Consider the following 15,416-nt stretch of genomic DNA (forward strand, 5'->3'; position numbering starts at 1 on the left):
GATGAGGATCCCCCGGATCCTCATCGCCGCCGCCGCCTCCGGGGGCGGCAAGACGACCGTCGCGACCGGGCTGATGGCCGCCCTGCGCCGGGCCGGCCACCCGGTGGCCCCGTTCAAGGTGGGCCCGGACTACATCGACCCCGGCTACCACAGCCTGGCGGCCGGTCGTCCCGGCCGCAATCTCGACTCGGTGATGTGCGGGCCCGATCTGATGGCCCCGCTGCTGGCTCACGGATTCCTCGCCCCCGCGACCACTGCACAGACCTCTGCGCAGACCCGCGCATCCTCCTCGGCAGTGTCCGGGGAGGCTCCCGGGTCCGCCGAGCTGGCGGTCGTGGAGGGAGTGATGGGGCTGTTCGACGGCCGACTCGGCGACGGCGCCGGATCCTCCGCCGAGATCGCTCGGCTCACCTCCACCCCGGTGGTACTGGTGGTCGACGCCTCCCACGCCTCGTTGACCCACGCCGCGGTGGTCGCCGGACTGGCGGGATTCGACCCGCGGGTGAGGGTCGCCGGGGTGATCCTCAACCGGGTCGGCTCGGCGCGCCATGGAGCCGAGATCCGGCGCGGGGTGGATCGCCTGGGGATCCCGGTGCTCGGCGAGATCCCCCGCGACAAGGACATCTTCGTGCCCTCCCGGCACCTGGGACTGGTCCCGGCCGCCGAACGGGACGCCTCGGCCGCACAGGTCGGCGCCCTGGCCCGGCTGATCGCCGACCACGTGGATCTGGACGCCGTGCTGGCGGTGGCCCGCCGGGCCCCCGACCTGGCCGTGCACCCCTGGGATCCGGCGGCGGCGCTGAGGGGCAGTGCCGCCTGGGGATCGCTGGAGGAGGCTCGTCGGCGCGGTGGCGCCGAGTCCCCGCTGATCGCGATTGCGGGCGGCCGGGCCTTCACCTTCCGCTACGCCGAGACGACCGAACTGCTGGAGGCCGCCGGCTGCCGGGTCGTCGAGGTGGACCCGCTGACCGACGCCGCCCTGCCCGAGGGGGTCGCCGGGCTGTACCTGGGCGGCGGGTTCCCCGAGATGCACGCCGACCAGCTGGCCGCCAACCGGTCCCTCCACGAGTCGATCCGCTCCCATGTGGCTGCCGGAATGCCGGTGGTCGCCGAGTGCGCCGGGCTGCTGATGCTGTGCCGCACCCTGGACGGCCATCCGATGACCGGGGTGCTGGACCTGCAGGCCGAGATGAGACCGCGTCTCACGATGGGGTACCGGGACGCCGTCGCCGACTCCGACACCCTGCTGGCGGGAGCGGGGGAGAGGGTGATCGGCCACGAGTTCCACCGGACCGGTGTGAGTGCCGTCGACCCGACCGGAGACCGGGAGTCGGGCCCCTCGACCCCGGCCTGGAGCTTCGCGATGCCCGACGGGTCGACCCGGCTGGAGGGCGTCTCCTCGGATCCGGCCGGGATCGGACGCTCCACCGTCCACGCCTCCTACCTCCACCTGCACTGGGCCGGACAGCCGGCCTGCGCCGCCCGCTTCGCCGCCGAGGCCTGGCGGTGTTCGTCGTCCGCCCCGCAGCCGTCCGGCATCGGGGAGACGGCCCCTCCCCGCCCGGCGGACCCCCGGCCCTCGCCGGCTGCCGAACCCGAGCCCCGGGATCGGGCCGTTGAGCCGGACCTTCTCCACCACGGCGACCGCGACGTCGCCGCCGGACTGGTCGACCTGGCCGTCAATGTCCGCGTCGACCACACCCCCCGGTGGCTCGTCACCGCCATCACCGACACGTCCTCCCGGTGGCAGACCTACCCCGACGCCGAACCGGCCCGCCTCGCGCTGGCCGCCCACCACCGCGTCGACCCCGCGGTGGTGCTGCCCACCAGCGGCGGCGCCGAGGCCTTCGCGCTGGTCGCCCGGGCTCTGCACCCCAGCCGTGCGGTCGTCGTCCACCCCCAGTTCACCGAGCCGGAGGCCGCCCTGTGCGCAGCCGGTCACCGCGTCGACAGGGTGCTGCTGGACCCGGCCGACCAGTTCCGTCTCCACCCCGAGGAGATCCCCGGCGACGCCGACCTGGTGATGGTCGGCAATCCGACCAACCCCACCGGGGTCCTGCACCCCGCCGAGATCCTCGACCGGCTGCGGGCTCCCGGGCGGGTGCTGGTGGTCGACGAGGCCTTCATGGACGCCACCGACGGCGCCCAGTCGCTGATCGGCCCGCGGATGGACCAGCTGCTGGTGCTGCGCTCCCTCACCAAGACCTTCGGCCTGGCGGGGATCCGCGCCGGATACGTCCTCGGCGACCCGGCCCTGGTCTCCCGGCTGGCCGCCCAGCAGCCCCCGTGGTCGGTGTCGACGCCGGCGATCGCCGCGATGATCGCCTGCTGCTCGCCGGCCGCCACCGCCCATCGCCGGGACCTCGTCGAGGCGCTCCCGGCCGCACGCCAGGATCTCGTGGCGAGACTGCGGGCCCAGGGGCTGACCGTCATCGACTCCGAGTCCCCCTTCGTGCTCGTGGACACCTCGTCGGTCGATCCGCACCGGTCGATCCGCGAGGAGCTGGCCGCCCGCGGCCTGGCGGTCCGCCGCGGGGAGACCTTCCCCGGACTGGGTCCGACCTGGATCCGGTTGGCGGTCCGCGATCCCGACATCCATGCCCGGCTCGCCGACGCCCTGGCCGACATCTCCGCCGGCCGCACCTCCCGACCCCACCCTGACCATCTCGACAAGGAGATTCGATGACCATCCCCCGGTACGCGCCTGATCTGGTCCCCGGCACCGTCACCCTGGTCGGCGGCGGGCCCGGAGACCCCGGCCTCATCACCCTGGCCGGATATCAGGCGGTCTGCCAGGCCGACGTCATCCTCTACGACCGGCTGGCACCCCAGGACATCCTCGCCGACGCCCCCGCCGCCGAGAAGATCCCGGTGGGGAAGGTGCCGCGCGGCCCCTACGTCCCCCAGGAGCGGATCAACGAACTGCTCGTCGAGCACGCCCGGGCCGGGCAGAGGGTCGTCCGGCTCAAGGGCGGCGACTCCTTCGTCTTCGGCCGGGGAGGGGAGGAGTGGCAGGCCTGCGCCGCCGCCGGGGTGCCGGTCCGGGTGATCCCCGGAGTCACCTCATCGGTCGCCGGGCCGGAGCTGGCCGGGGTTCCGCTCACCCATCGCCACATGGTCCAGGGGTTCACGGTGGTCTCCGGCCACGTCGCCCCCGGCGACTCCCGCTCGGTACTGGACTGGGGTCAGCTCGCCAGGTGCGGTACCACCCTGGTGATTCTCATGGGGGTGGCTCACATCAAGCGGATCGCCGAGGACCTGATGGGCGGCGGACTGGCGGGCGACACCCCGGTCGCGGTGGTGCGCGAGGCCTCACTGCCCGACCAGTCGGTGATCAGCACGACCCTGGCGGAGGTGGCCGATGTGATGGCCGCCGCCGAGGTCCGGCCGCCGGCGATCGTGGTGGTCGGTGATGTCGCCGGACTGGATCTGGATCACACCGACGCCGCCGCCCGGCACCACTCGGATCACTGAGGGTTATCGAGAGGTCCAGGATCGTGGGGGCCTAGGGGTTCTGGGGGTCGGACGGCGACCTCCACGGACCGTCAGCCGAGCGTGCTGCGAACCCACTCGGCGGCCAGCTCCGGGGTGGTGACCTGCTGCCCGTAGCTCGGTGACGGCGGCCGGGAGATCATCACCACTGCGGTGCCGGACTGTCGGGCGGCGGTCAGTTTGGCGTCGGGCCGGGACCCGCCGGCGTCCTTGGACACCATCACGTCGAACCCCGCCAGCAGGGCTCGCTCGGAGTCGACGGTGAACGGCCCCTTCTCCTGTCTGACGGTCCAGCCGGCCGGCAGCGGCCCCTCGGGGGCGTCGATGCAGCGTGCGGTGACCCTGCGGTCGGCCAGGGGCGCCAGGTAGTGGGGGACGGGCTGGCGTCCGACGGTCAGCAGAATGTCCCCCGGCAGTGACGCCGCCTCCCGGGCCGCCGCGTCATGGCCGGCGGCCCAGATCCACTCGGTCGACCAGGGCAGGGCCCGCCAGCTGGGTGCCTGGAGACGTGCCAGCGGCAGGCCGAGACGCCGGGCCGCCTCGGCCGCGTGCTGCGACATCGTCGCGGCGAAGGGATGGGTGGCGTTGACCAGCGCCTTGACAGCGTGGTCGCCGAGGAAGGCCGCCAGGCCGTCTGCCCCGCCGAACCCGCCGACCCGGACCTCTCCGGGGAGCGGACGCCGGGACGTGGTCACCCCCGCCAGGGAGGTGACGACGTCGACCCCCTCGTCGACCAACTGCCGTGCCAGCACGCGGGCGCGGCGGGTGCCGCCGAGGATGAGAACGTCCATGGCGTCCATCAAAGCAGCCTCACCGGTGTGGGAGGATGGATTCCGGTCCCAGGTGGAACTCCGGTGCGACTCCGGGGCGGTCCCGCCACTGTGAGCGTCAGCGCGTGCACCCGACCGATGAGGCGAGCCCAGGCGAACCCCTCCGGCCGTCGAGTGCGTGGCGGCGCGAGCCAGGTCATCACCGGTGGATCGCGGGTCGCATCAGCGGTCCGCCAGAACCCTCGGGCGCAGGCCGAGGTGGGTTCGGGAGCACTGCGAGGACACAGGATCCCCGGACCCGGCCATGCGTCCAGATACAGGAGACGTACAGCATGGCCGACACTCGGCTCCCCGACTCCCTGCCCGCCCAGGCACTGCTCGCCCGCACGGTGGCCGCCATCCGCCCGGCCGATCCCGATGCCTTGGCCGCCGCCCGCGACCGTCAGCAGATCCTCACCAAGCCCGAGGGATCACTGGGCCGCCTCGAGGACCTGTCGATCCGGCTGGCCGGGATGAGCGGTCGGGTGCCCACCCCGGTGCCCAGCCACCCGGTGGTCGGCCTGTTCGCCGGGGACCACGGCGTCTGGGCCGAGGGAGTCTCCCCCGACCCGCAGGAGATCACCGCCCAGATGGCGGTGAACATGGCCGCCGGCGGGGCCGGGGTGACCGTTCTGGCCCGCCAGATGGGAGCCGAGGTCTGGGTGACCAATGTTGGCGTCGCGGTGGATCTGCCCGCTGGCTGCGGGGTGCGCGAGGAGTGCATCCGGCACAGCACCGACGACATCTCCCGGGGTCCGGCGATGAGCGTGGACGAGGCCGTCCAGGCCCTGGAGATCGGCATCGCCACCGCCGACGAGGCGGTCGCCGCCGGGGCCGACATCCTGGTCACCGGAGAGATGGGGATCGCCAACACCACACCGGCATCGGCCCTCATCAGCGTCTTCACCAACCTGTCCGCCGCCGACGTCACCGGCCGCGGCGCCGGCGCCGCCGACGACCGCCACCGGCACAAGGTCGCCGTCATCGAGCGGGCTCTCCAGGTCAACCGGCCCGAAGCCGACCATCCCGTCGAGGCGCTGGCCAAGGTCGGCGGATTCGAGCACGGTGCGATGGCCGGACTCATCCTGGGGGCCGCCGCCCATCGCGTCCCGGTGGTCCTGGACGGCGTCATCGCCTGCTCCTCGGCCCTGTTGGCCGCCGCCATCGCGCCGGCCTCGGTGGACTTCCTGGTGCCCGGCCACGCCGGTGCCGAGCCCGGTATCACCGCGGCCCTCGGCGTCCTGGGACTTCCGGCCCTGCTGGATCTGGGGATGCGTCTGGGGGAGGGGTCCGGAGCCGTGCTGGCCCTGCCGATCGTCCAGGCCTCCGCGCACATCCTCAACGAGATGGCCACCTTCGAGGACGCCGCCGTCACCGACATCAAGGTGACCGGCGAGACCGGCATCCCGGATGCGCCGGATGCGGCGGCCGCCGAGGAGGGCGACCCGGCATGAGCCAGCTGCACGTCCCCAGCCCGGTCGGCGCCCCTCCGGTGCGCGCCCTGGTGCTCGGCGGGGCACGGTCCGGCAAGTCCTCCTGGGCCGAGTCCCGGATGGCCCGCTTTCCCGAGGTGACCTATGTCGCCACCTCGGCCCGCAACCCCGATGACCCCGAGTGGGAGGAGCGGATCCGGCTCCACCGGGCACGGCGTCCCGACTCCTGGACCACCGTGGAGACCCTCGATGTCGGCTCGGTGCTGAGGCGTCACGAGGACGCCCCGGTGCTCGTCGACTGCCTGGGGGTGTGGATCACCCGGGTGCTCGACGAGGCCGGCGCCTGGACCGGCGAGGAGGGCTGGCGGCAGAGGCTGGCCGGGCGCGTCGACGATCTGGTCGACGCCGTCCATCACACCCGCCGCGAGGTGGTCATGGTGTCCAACGAGGTGGGGATGGGACTCGTCCCCGAGACCGCGTCCGGACGACTCTTCCGCGACGAGCTGGGGCGTCTCAACGCCGCCGTCGCCGGGGCCTGCGACGAGGTGTGGGTGTGCATCGCCGGCATCCCGAAGAGGTGGGCATGAGTCAGACTCCCGCCCCGGCCCGGATTCCCGGCCCACTGCTGGGCATCGTCTCGGCCTTCGCACTGTTCTCGATCATCCCGGCCCCCGTCCTGCCCACCGTCGACCGCCGGATCGCCACCCGGGCGATCCGCGCCTTCCCGTGGATGGGGATCCTGCTCGGAGTGGTCGCCGGGGCGGTGGCCGGCGGGGTGCTGGCCGCCGGCGCCGGACCCTGGCTGGCCGGCGTGCTGGCCCTGGCCTGGCTGGCCGCGGCCACCGGGGGATTCCACCTGGACGGGGTCGCCGACACCGCTGACGGGCTGGGCTCCCGGGCGCCGGCCGAACCCGCCCTGGCGATCATGAAGCAGTCCGACATCGGGCCGATGGGGGTGATCAGCCTGCTGATGGTGCTGCTCATCGACCTGGGAGCCCTCACCAGTCTCACCGCCACCGCGGCCGTCGCCGGGCCGGGATCCTGGTGGCGGGTCGCGCTGCTGGTGCTGGTCGGACCCTCGGTGGGACGCGCCTCGATCCTGCTGGCGACCCTTCCCTCGGTGCCGTGCGCCCGGCCCGGCGGGTTCGGGTCGCTGGTGGCCGGGGTCACCACGGGTCGGGCCGCCGGGATCAACATGGTCTGTCTGGCGGTGGTCTGGGCGGTACTCGGCTGGCTGGTCTCGGGCTGGGCGGGCGCCGCGCTCGTGGTCGTCGCCGCGGTGCTGGCGCTGGTCTGGGCCCAGGGCTGGACCCGTCACCTGGTGCGGCGGTTCGGCGGGGTGACCGGGGACTGCTTCGGATCCCTCAACGAGACCACCCAGTGCGTGCTGTGGGCGGTTCTGGCGATCGGTGCGGCCCTGTTCTGGTGACGTCGTCCGGGATGTCGCTCAGGGCGACGTCCGTGGCAGGGTGGAGCCGTGACTGTCGATGACTGCGGAGACCTCGTCGAACTGACTGCCCCGGCCCGGCGCATCGTGAGTCTGGTGCCCTCCATCACCGAGGCCATCGCCCTCACCTGCCCCGAGCGGCTGGTGGGGTGCACCGACTGGTGCATCCGGCCGACCGACATCGAGGCCCGGGCGGGCCACCGGGTGCAGCGGGTGCGCGGCACCAAGAATCCGGACCGGGCGGCGATCGCCGCGCTGCGTCCCGACCTGGTGATCGCCAACCGCGAGGAGAACCGCAAGTACGACGTCGACCTGCTGCGCCAGGACGGGATCCCGGTCTGGGTGACCAGCATCGACGGCGCCGAGCAGGCGGTGGCCAGTCTGAGCAGGCTGTTCACCGAGGCCCTCCGGATCGCCGATCCCGAGTGGCTCGACCAGGCGCGCTCGGAGTGGGGCGCGCAACCTCCCCAGCCGGTCCTCGCCGCGGTGGTCCCGGTCTGGCGGGATCCGTGGATGTGCGCCGGTCGCACGACCTACATCGCCGACCTGATGGCCCACTGCGGGGTGCGACTCGTGGCGCTGCCCGACGACGGGACCCGCTACCCGCACGTCGACCTGGAGGTCCTGCAGGGGCTGGACGTCGACCGGGTCGTGCTGCCCGACGAGCCCTACCACTTCACCGCCGCCGACGGCCCCGAGGCCTTCCCCGGACACGACGTTCGACTTGTCGACGGGCAGCGCCTGGCCTGGTACGGACCCTCGATGGTGGGGGCCCGCCAAGCCCTGATCGACGCCGTCCGCTGATCGCCGGCGGGCCGGATTTCCTCACCCGGCGTCCTGCTGTCAGAATGTGAGGCGGTCGCCACGCTGGACAGGTTCCGGCGGGTCACAGGCCTGTGTAGCTCAGTTGGTAGAGCGCCGCTCTTGTAAAGCGATGGTCGCGGGTTCGATTCCTGTCACAGGCTCCATCGTTATCCCTTGTCAACGCCGATTTGACCGGTCACTTCCCCGTCCTGCGTCTTGACCGTCGGCCTCGAATCGGCCTCAAGGGATTCAGCCCTGGCCGCTGTGACCTTCGCCATCACCTGGTCAAGGTCGTCATCGAACAAGTCAGCGTACGTGTCCAGGGTCATGGCCGCACTGGCGTGACCGAGCATCCTCTGCACTGCCAACACCGACGCCCCCGACCGCACCGCCAGACTGGCAGCAGTGTGTCGTAACTCGTGCGGAGTGAGGTAGTCGACCCCCGAGGTGGCCACCGCCCGGTCGAACCAGTCCCGCCGCGCGTTACCCTCCCGAATCGGATTGCCGCCCCTCCCCGGGAAGAGAATCTCGTCACGCCGACGGCCCTGCACCTGGTCGGCCATCGCCGAATCGAGGAACCCCGGGTAGGGCACACTGCGCCGCTGATGAGTCTTCACATCGGACCACACCATCACCCCATTGATCTCAGTGACCGACTGCTCGACGAGGAGACGCCGGCGGCCGAGGTCCACACTGCCGACCTTCAAGGCGGCGAACTCCCCGAACCGTAGACCGGTGTAGGCCAGCAGCCGGACGATCACCGACCTGTCCCCTGCGGCCACAGCCAGCGCCTGCACCTCGACGTCTGACAGGTACCGGCGCTGCTCCTTCACCTGGCGGGGCAGCACCACCCCCTTGCACGGGTTCACGCCGAGACGCCGCATCGTCACCGCATGATCGCAGATCGACGAGAGCACCCCCTCGTTCTTCCGCACAGTGCCGGGTGCCCCCGCCATGGCGTTCACCCACGCCTGCACAGCCTCGGTGCTCACCTGCCCCAGCTGCACCTTCCCCCACCTCGGCATGATGTGATTCCTGATGACGCCTTCGTTGCGGGTGCGGGTCGATACCCCCCAGTCGCCGTGGGCGTCCAACCATGCCTGCGCCTCGACCGCGACGGTCCGACGGGACTTCCGGGGGTCGACCTCGGCACCATTCCACCGGGCTGCCGTGTGCTCGTCCAGCCACTGCTGGCCGTCAACCTTCCGACGGAACAACCGCTTGTGCTGCCGGTGCTCCTGGTCGTAGTACCGGGCCTCCCAGCGGACCGCCCCCGAACGCTCAGTGAAAACCTTACGAAGACTCGCCATCGCCCTGGCTGTCGTCGTGCCAGTAGGCCAACAGCTCGTCCAGCTCGGCCTCTGCAGCTGTCAACTCCGCCCGAGCTGTCCTGATCCGCGCATGGAGTCGGCCCATGGAGTCGATGGTCTTCCTGTCGCGGATGTTGACGAAGGCTCCGCCGATCTTCTTCGCGGAGTTCTCGATCGAGGTTCCGCGGACCAGCCCTTTGCCCAAGATCTTCTCCAGAGCCTCCAACTCAGTCCCGAGAAGCTCGCGCTGGCCGATCTCGACGCGGGAGACGATGTTCTGCCTCCACGTGAATCCACGCCCATTCATCGCGGCCGCGAGCTCGCTCTGGTTCATCCCGGCGGACTTCCTCGCACGCCGGATGTTCGCCCCGATGATCTCGTCGTCTGCTGCCACGGCACCATCCTACTCGAAGATACTTGCCGATGCTGGGGAGAGAGGTATACGCTGTTACTCATCATCGAGACAGAGCGAGTGAAACGAGGTTCGAGATGACAGCACAGCGGGAAGAGTTCCTCCGGACGGAGGAGGCCTCCGAGTATTTGGGTGGGATCCCATCGGGGAGCCTGAGGGCCTGGCGACACCAGCGGAAGGGCCCGAAGTCCTTCAAGCTCGGAGGCGTGGTCCGATACCGCAAGTCCGACCTTGACGCCTGGATCGCCCAGCAGTACGAGACCTCGGTCGTCGGCGATGAAGTCGTGACGTCGTGACCTCCACAGCAGCATCACCCGGTTGCAACCGACCGGGCCAGCACCGGGGGACCACTGTGCCTGGATCACTGAACTGGTGGCGTACCACGGTCACCGCCTGGTGCGAGCACAACAAGGTCTCCCGCTCGACGTCGCAGATCCGCAAGATCGCCCGACGGCTACACGCCATCGGCGTCATGGCCGACATTGACATGCAGATCGGCCGCGAGATCGACAGGCAGATCGCCCGCATCGACGACCTGGTCGGACTCAACAACATGGTCTCCAACCGTCGCGGCTCACGCATCGCCGACGGGGAGATCGACAAAGAACTCAAGGAATCAGCCGCCCAGTTCATCGCCGACACCCAGGAGGGCCCCAGTGCCTCATGACATGAAAACGGCCCCCCAGCTGCAGGCAACAGCTCAGGGGGCCACCAAGAAGAACTCGGTACCTTTCGCGAATCATGATACCCCAACCCAGGCCCAGAAGGAACTGGGAGACATCCCCGTTGATCGTCTCCTCGACTTCCTCGACATGCTCAACTGGTCAGCCCTCCGTCTGCTGCAGGACGCCCTCACAGACGGCGACGTGCACTACTGGCAGCGCCGCGCCCAACAGTTCGAGGACGCCCGCCGCAAGCCCGGAGAGTACGTCGGCAAGACCACCCAGGCCGAACGGGAGGCCCGCGACCGCGACCTCGCCGAGACCGCCCTCGCCTGCCGCGCCAAGGCCCAGTTCGTCCGGCTGTACGGCGACCCCGAACTGCTCGGGTCCGCGTCCATCGTGATCGCAGGGCTCATGGACGACTACCGGCAGGAGGCGGCAGCATGACCGAGTCATACGACGGACCCGCCTTCCCCGAAGGCGACGACGAAGCCCGGCAGGCGGAAGCCCGATACAAGGCCCGCCTCCTCGACAAGATCCACACCGGCGACTGGCTCGACCAACACCACTTCGCCCCAATGCAATGGATGGTCCCCGGCCTCGTCCCCGAAGGCTCCGGCCTCCTCGTCGGACCCCCGAAGATCGGCAAGTCCTGGTTCGCCCTCGGCCTCGGACTGTCAGTCGCGGCCGGCGGATCAGCACTCGGTGCCATCCACGTGGAGCAGCGCGACGTTCTCTACCTCGCGCTGGAGGACGGCGACCGGCGGATGCAGACCCGCTGCCGAAAGCTCCTCCCCGACGGTGACCCGATCCCCGAGAACTTCTCCTACATCACCGACCTGGTGGAGGAGCGGGACATCCTCGCCGTGATGGACTACTGGCTCGACGCTCACAAGGGCGGCCTCGTCATGCTCGACACCCTGGGCAAGGTGATGCCTGCCGCATCAACCGGGCAGACCCAGTACCAGCGCGACTACAACATCGGAGGCCGACTCAAGAAGGTGGCCGACGACCACCCCGGATCGACAGTGCTCACCGTCCACCACAGCCGCAAGGCCGAGAGTGTCGACTTCATGGACTCCACCTCTGGCACCCAGGGCCTCAACGGCGCAGCGGACTTCACCATCGTCCTCCAGCGGCCCCGAGGCGAGAACGACGCGATCATCGCCATCTCGGGTCGCGATGTCGAGGAGGGATCCTATGCGGCCGTATCCGAGAACGGATCCTGGAGCATTGACGGCGACAGCCTCGCTGAAGCGTCACATGCTGCCGCGCAAGCCCGCCTCACATCCGGGGTAGGCGACAAGATGACCCAGATCGTCAGCCTGGTGTCCAGATCGCCGGAAGGTATCAGTGGCACCGAAGTGGCGAGGGCAACCGGGCTGCGGGAGGACACCGTTAGGCAGGACCTCCGCCGAGCCCTGAAGGACGGGCGCATCCTCCAGCCGAAGGATCGCGGCAAGTACTTCCCCGTCAACACCGTGTCACAAGTGTCACATGTCACATCGGACGACGAGCCCGGGAATGTGACACGTGACAGATGTGACACACATGCAGAGTCCCAGCTGACTGTGGTCCCCGATGATCCGTGCCCCGACTGCAACCTGTCGCTCACCGGCCGCACAGGATCCAACACCTGCTCGTGGCGACACACCCAAGCACAGCAGGAGGCCGCATCATGACCACCCAAACACCCCGGAAGGAGCACCCCGTGAAGTCCACCTGCGCCGTCTGCGGATCCGTCTGCACCGGCACCTACTGCACCGACCATCGCCCCCACCGACCCGACCACAGACGCGGCAGACCCCACAGACGCGCCGACCTCGGCACCACCGCCTGGATGTCACTCTCCCGCCGTGCAAGAGCAGCACAGCCGTTCTGCTCGGTCTGCGGGTCCACCCGAGACCTCCAAGCCGACCACTCACCCAGAGCCTGGGCACGCCTGAAAGCCGGACGCTCCATCCGCCTCGACGACATCACCGTCGTCTGCCAGCACTGCAACCTGGCAGCCGGCTCATCCCAACCCGGCACGCCCCGCTACAACCACTGGGCCGCCGACGACGGCAACCTCAACGCCACCACACCCGACACCACACTCCCCAGGTGGGGGGACACCCCCGACGAACACTCCCCGGCTCCCACGGCGCGACCCAGAATTACGCTCTCTGATCGTTGCGTTAATCGTTGCGTTAATGAGCCTGGCGGTTTGGAGGGGGTTTCATGTTGAAGCCTGGTGCGAAGTCGAGGATTGAGCTGCCGCCGTTGGACACGACGGGGTGGCCGAGGGGCCGGGCGAAGCGGCGGGAGAAGTTCATCCGCGAGTTCGTGCTGACGCCGCGTGGTGCTGGTGCTCACCAGCGGTTCCGGCTGCGTCCCTGGCAGCGGGAGATCGTGGGGGGTGCGTTCGCGCCGGGGGTCAGAACTGCTTTGTGGTCGTTGCCTCGTGCGAATGGCAAGACGTCCTTGGCTGCTGCTCTGGCGGTGGCTGAACTGTTCGTGGGGGCCGCGTCTGCTGAGGTGCTGGTCGTCGCCAGTGACGAGCGGCAGGCGGGTATCACGGTGAATCTGGCGCGTCGGATGATCGAGCTGAACGAGGAGCTGGCCGGTCGGGTCCACATCTACAAAGACCGGATCGAGGTTCCGGAGACCGATTCGGTGTTGCGTGCTCTGCCTGCCGACCCGAACGCGCTGCACGGCTGGGACCCGTCGTTGTTGATCGTGGACGAACTTCACACTGTCACGCAGGAGGTCTGGGAGGCGATCACCTCGATGTCGGGCAAGCGTCCGGAGTCGCTGGTCTTGGCGATCTCGACGCCGGCGGCCTCGGAGGATTCGATCATGTGGCGTTTGGTGAAGCATGGCCGCGACGACGACGACCCGAGTTTCTACCTGAAGGAGTTCGCTGCCCCGACCGGCTGCGACCTGTGGGACCGGGACGCCTGGGCGGAAGCCAATCCTGCCTTGGGTGACTTTCTGGCCGCCGATGGCATGGCGACTGCCGCGCGCACGTTGCGGGAGCCGGCTTTCCGTCAGCTGCGTCTGGGGCAGTGGGTTCACTCGGATGTGTCGTGGCTGCCGTGGGGCGCCTGGGGCAAGTGCGTGGGCGGCCAGCGGATTGTCGATGGTGCCCGGGTGTGTCTGGGGTTCGACGGCTCCTCGCTGTCCGGGAAGGCGGCTGGCGACACCACGGCGCTGGTCGCGGCGACGGTCGAGAAGGTGCCTCACCTGGAGGTGCTGGGCTGCTGGGACGGTTCGGGTCCGACCCCGCGCGCGGAGGTCGCCGAGGCGGTGGCCGGCGCCTTCGACCGGTTCGATGTTGTCGAGATGTCGGCCGACCCGTGGGGCTGGCGTTCGGAGCTGGAGGGCTGGGCCGGGCAGTACGGCGACAAGAAGGTGGTGGAGTTCAACACCGGCTATCGGAAGCGGATGTGTCCGGCAACAGACCGTTTCTACCAGGCGGTGATGAACGGCGGGCTCACCCATGATGGTGATGACCGGCTGGCAGCGCACATCGACCACGCGACGGTCATTGCCACCCCGCAGGGTGACATGCTCACGAAACCGAAGAAGATGTCGAAACTGAAGATCGACCTGGCGATTGCTGCGGTGATTGCTTTCGACCGGGCACAATTCCATATCAACCACAAGGCGCGGCGTGGCCGCGTGTACTCATTCAAGCGTTAAGGAGATTCTCGTGAACTTGTTCGACAAGATGATGCAGCAGTTGGACGGCCCCCAGGGTCGGTTCTCGCTGCTGGACCGGTACTACTCAGGTGACCAGGCAGTCACATTCCTGAACGCCGACGAGGCCGAACTGTTGAACCGGAAACTGTTCCGAATGGCGGTGAACTTTCCGAGGCTGGCGGTGGACTCGCTGGCGGAGCGGCTGAGGGTGACGGGGCTGCGTGTCGATGGTGCCGCCGATGCCCGGCTGTGGTCGGACTGGAAAGCCAACAACCTGGACGAGATGGCGGCGGTGGCGCACCGGGAGGCCCTGACCTTGGGCGAGTGCCCGGTGATCGTGTGGGCCGACGATCAGGGCAACCCGCGTGTGTCGGTGGAGTCCCCGCACCAGTGCGTGGTCCGCCGCGACCCTGCAACCCGTGAGGTGGTGGGCGCTCTGAAACGCTGGTCCAACGAGGACGCCGGCCAGACCTACGCGGTGGAGTATCTGCCTGACCAGATCGTCTGGTTCGTTGCACAGTCCGCTGGTGCTGCTGGTGGCTTCCAGGCGGTCCGCAAGGTCGACAATCCGCTGGGTGTGGTGCCGGTGGTGGACCTGCGCAACTCGGATCGACTGCTGGGTCCTGGGGCCTCGGAGATCGATGATCTGATCCCGCTGGTCGACGCGCTCGACAAGCTGCTGCTGGACATGTTGACGACCTCCGAGTCGGCGGCGCGTCCGCGACGGTGGGCGACGGGGATCACGCTGGCGGAGGACCTCGACTCCGACGATCCTAACGAGTCCTCGGCTCTGTCCAACCCGTTCCCCGAGGGCGACAAGATGATGATCTCGGAGTCGGCCGAATCGAAGTTCGGGCAGCTGCCAGGGGCTGACCTGTCCGCCTACCAGGACGCGGTGAACGTGACCCTCCAGCAGATCATGGCGATGTCCGCGCTGCCGGCGCACATGGTCGGCATCACGGCCGCGAATCCGACATCGGCGGATGCTCTGCGCGCTGCCGAGTCGGGACTGACAGCCCGTGCCGAGGCCCGTCAGGTGACGTTCGGTCGAGCTTGGGAGCAGGTGGCCGCCCTGATGGTTGCGGTCCGCACGGGGGCCGATCCCAGAGCCATTCACACGTCGGTGGACTGGGCACCGGCCGACACCCGGAGCGCGGCCCAGGAGGCTGACGCGACCGTCAAATTGTTCCAGGCCGGCATCCTGCCGCGCCGGTTCGCATTGCAGAAGCTCGGCTATTCGGCCGAGGACATCGCACAGATCGAGGCCACCCCGGCCTCAACCAACTGAGGAGAAACATGATGGATAAGACGACCGACGAGCAGAACGAGACGGCAGAGACCGAGGCACCGGGAATTGCCCCTG

Annotated in this window: 13 protein-coding genes, 1 tRNA gene, 1 pseudogene and 1 riboswitch; of the genes and pseudogenes, 12 read left to right on the forward strand and 3 right to left on the reverse strand. The window is 69.5% G+C overall.

The window, feature by feature from the left end; all coding sequences use genetic code 11:
- Window position 1 precedes the first annotated feature (1 nt).
- Both cobBC and cobA read left to right on the forward strand, forming a co-directional pair.
- Complete coding sequence (gene cobBC / locus H590_RS14005) at window positions 2-2,686, forward strand: bifunctional hydrogenobyrinic acid a,c-diamide synthase/histidinol phosphate aminotransferase CobBC (RefSeq protein ID WP_036980395.1); 2,685 nt, start codon at window positions 2-4, stop codon at window positions 2,684-2,686.
- The gene (gene cobA / locus H590_RS0100255; RefSeq protein ID WP_028701971.1) at window positions 2,683-3,474 is read left to right on the forward strand and encodes a uroporphyrinogen-III C-methyltransferase; all 792 of its coding nucleotides are present in this window, start codon (window positions 2,683-2,685) and stop codon (window positions 3,472-3,474) included. The genes cobBC and cobA overlap by 4 nt, the downstream gene beginning before the upstream one ends.
- A gap of 71 nt (window positions 3,475-3,545) precedes the next feature.
- Here cobA and H590_RS0100260 read toward each other — a convergent pair whose 3' ends face one another.
- On the reverse strand, window positions 3,546-4,283 hold the full coding sequence (locus H590_RS0100260; protein WP_028701972.1) for a cobalt-precorrin-6A reductase: 738 nt from the start codon (window positions 4,281-4,283) through the stop codon (window positions 3,546-3,548).
- Window positions 4,284-4,289: 6 nt separating this feature from the next.
- A riboswitch (cobalamin riboswitch) is annotated at window positions 4,290-4,483 on the forward strand.
- A gap of 111 nt (window positions 4,484-4,594) precedes the next feature.
- Between H590_RS0100260 and cobT the strand changes: the two are divergent.
- The 4 genes and pseudogenes from cobT to H590_RS0100285 all read left to right on the forward strand — a co-directional run bounded on the left by cobT (window position 4,595) and on the right by H590_RS0100285 (window position 8,149).
- A pseudogene (gene cobT, locus H590_RS14010) lies at window positions 4,595-6,321 on the forward strand (nicotinate-nucleotide--dimethylbenzimidazole phosphoribosyltransferase).
- Window positions 6,318-7,163: an adenosylcobinamide-GDP ribazoletransferase gene (locus H590_RS0100275; protein WP_028701973.1), complete on the forward strand. Its 846-nt coding sequence runs from the start codon at window positions 6,318-6,320 to the stop codon at window positions 7,161-7,163. Before cobT ends, H590_RS0100275 begins: the two are co-directional and overlap by 4 nt.
- A 48-nt stretch (window positions 7,164-7,211) precedes the next feature.
- The gene (locus H590_RS0100280; RefSeq protein WP_028701974.1) at window positions 7,212-7,985 is read left to right on the forward strand and encodes a helical backbone metal receptor; all 774 of its coding nucleotides are present in this window, start codon (window positions 7,212-7,214) and stop codon (window positions 7,983-7,985) included.
- An 88-nt stretch (window positions 7,986-8,073) separates the two neighbouring features.
- A tRNA-Thr gene (locus tag H590_RS0100285) sits at window positions 8,074-8,149 on the forward strand.
- 3 nt (window positions 8,150-8,152) lie between these two features.
- On the opposite strand, the gene H590_RS14015 is transcribed toward H590_RS0100285, so the two are convergent.
- Window positions 8,153-9,295 carry a tyrosine-type recombinase/integrase gene (locus H590_RS14015; protein WP_051237997.1) on the reverse strand — a complete coding sequence of 381 codons (1,143 nt, stop codon included), beginning with the start codon at window positions 9,293-9,295 and terminating at the stop codon, window positions 8,153-8,155.
- Window positions 9,279-9,689, reverse strand: a complete 411-nt coding sequence (locus H590_RS14020; protein WP_036980326.1) for a helix-turn-helix domain-containing protein — start codon at window positions 9,687-9,689, stop codon at window positions 9,279-9,281. Before H590_RS14020 ends, H590_RS14015 begins: the two co-directional genes overlap by 17 nt.
- 95 nt (window positions 9,690-9,784) lie before the next feature.
- On the opposite strand from H590_RS14020, the gene H590_RS0100300 reads away from it, so the two are divergent.
- From H590_RS0100300 to H590_RS14030, 6 genes are all read left to right on the forward strand, one after another.
- Window positions 9,785-10,003, forward strand: a complete 219-nt coding sequence (locus tag H590_RS0100300) for a helix-turn-helix transcriptional regulator (RefSeq protein ID WP_028701975.1) — start codon at window positions 9,785-9,787, stop codon at window positions 10,001-10,003.
- Between the two features lie 56 nt (window positions 10,004-10,059).
- Window positions 10,060-10,374 (forward strand): hypothetical protein, encoded by a 315-nt coding sequence (locus H590_RS0100305; RefSeq protein ID WP_028701976.1) that lies wholly within the window; start codon window positions 10,060-10,062, stop codon window positions 10,372-10,374.
- Window position 10,375: 1 nt separating this feature from the next.
- Window positions 10,376-10,816 carry a hypothetical protein gene (locus H590_RS0100310; RefSeq protein WP_028701977.1) on the forward strand — a complete coding sequence of 147 codons (441 nt, stop codon included), beginning with the start codon at window positions 10,376-10,378 and terminating at the stop codon, window positions 10,814-10,816.
- Complete coding sequence (locus H590_RS14025) at window positions 10,813-12,051, forward strand: AAA family ATPase (RefSeq protein WP_071161677.1); 1,239 nt, start codon at window positions 10,813-10,815, stop codon at window positions 12,049-12,051. The genes H590_RS0100310 and H590_RS14025 overlap by 4 nt, the downstream gene beginning before the upstream one ends.
- Window positions 12,052-12,589: 538 nt before the next feature.
- The gene (locus H590_RS0100320; protein ID WP_028701978.1) at window positions 12,590-14,053 is read left to right on the forward strand and encodes a terminase large subunit domain-containing protein; all 1,464 of its coding nucleotides are present in this window, start codon (window positions 12,590-12,592) and stop codon (window positions 14,051-14,053) included.
- 10 nt (window positions 14,054-14,063) lie between these two features.
- On the forward strand, window positions 14,064-15,341 hold the full coding sequence (locus H590_RS14030; protein ID WP_154655303.1) for a phage portal protein: 1,278 nt from the start codon (window positions 14,064-14,066) through the stop codon (window positions 15,339-15,341).
- Window positions 15,342-15,416: the final 75 nt, after the last annotated feature.

The organism is Acidipropionibacterium jensenii DSM 20535 (genome assembly GCF_000425285.1).
In the GTDB taxonomy this organism is placed as follows: domain Bacteria; phylum Actinomycetota; class Actinomycetes; order Propionibacteriales; family Propionibacteriaceae; genus Acidipropionibacterium; species Acidipropionibacterium jensenii.

Excerpts from the sequence above, each read along its gene's own strand:
- H590_RS0100260 (WP_028701972.1), bottom strand. The coding sequence starts at position 4,283 with ATGGACGTTCTCATCCTCGGCGGCACCCGCCGCGCCCGCGTGCTGGCA.
- H590_RS0100300 (WP_028701975.1), top strand. The coding sequence starts at position 9,785 with ATGACAGCACAGCGGGAAGAGTTCCTCCGGACGGAGGAGGCCTCCGAG.
- H590_RS14025 (WP_071161677.1), top strand. The coding sequence starts at position 10,813 with ATGACCGAGTCATACGACGGACCCGCCTTCCCCGAAGGCGACGACGAA.
- H590_RS14015 (WP_051237997.1), bottom strand. The coding sequence starts at position 9,295 with ATGGCGAGTCTTCGTAAGGTTTTCACTGAGCGTTCGGGGGCGGTCCGC.
- cobA (WP_028701971.1), top strand. The coding sequence starts at position 2,683 with ATGACCATCCCCCGGTACGCGCCTGATCTGGTCCCCGGCACCGTCACC.
- H590_RS0100320 (WP_028701978.1), top strand. The coding sequence starts at position 12,590 with ATGTTGAAGCCTGGTGCGAAGTCGAGGATTGAGCTGCCGCCGTTGGAC.
- cobBC (WP_036980395.1), top strand. The coding sequence starts at position 2 with ATGAGGATCCCCCGGATCCTCATCGCCGCCGCCGCCTCCGGGGGCGGC.
- H590_RS0100310 (WP_028701977.1), top strand. The coding sequence starts at position 10,376 with ATGAAAACGGCCCCCCAGCTGCAGGCAACAGCTCAGGGGGCCACCAAG.
- H590_RS0100275 (WP_028701973.1), top strand. The coding sequence starts at position 6,318 with ATGAGTCAGACTCCCGCCCCGGCCCGGATTCCCGGCCCACTGCTGGGC.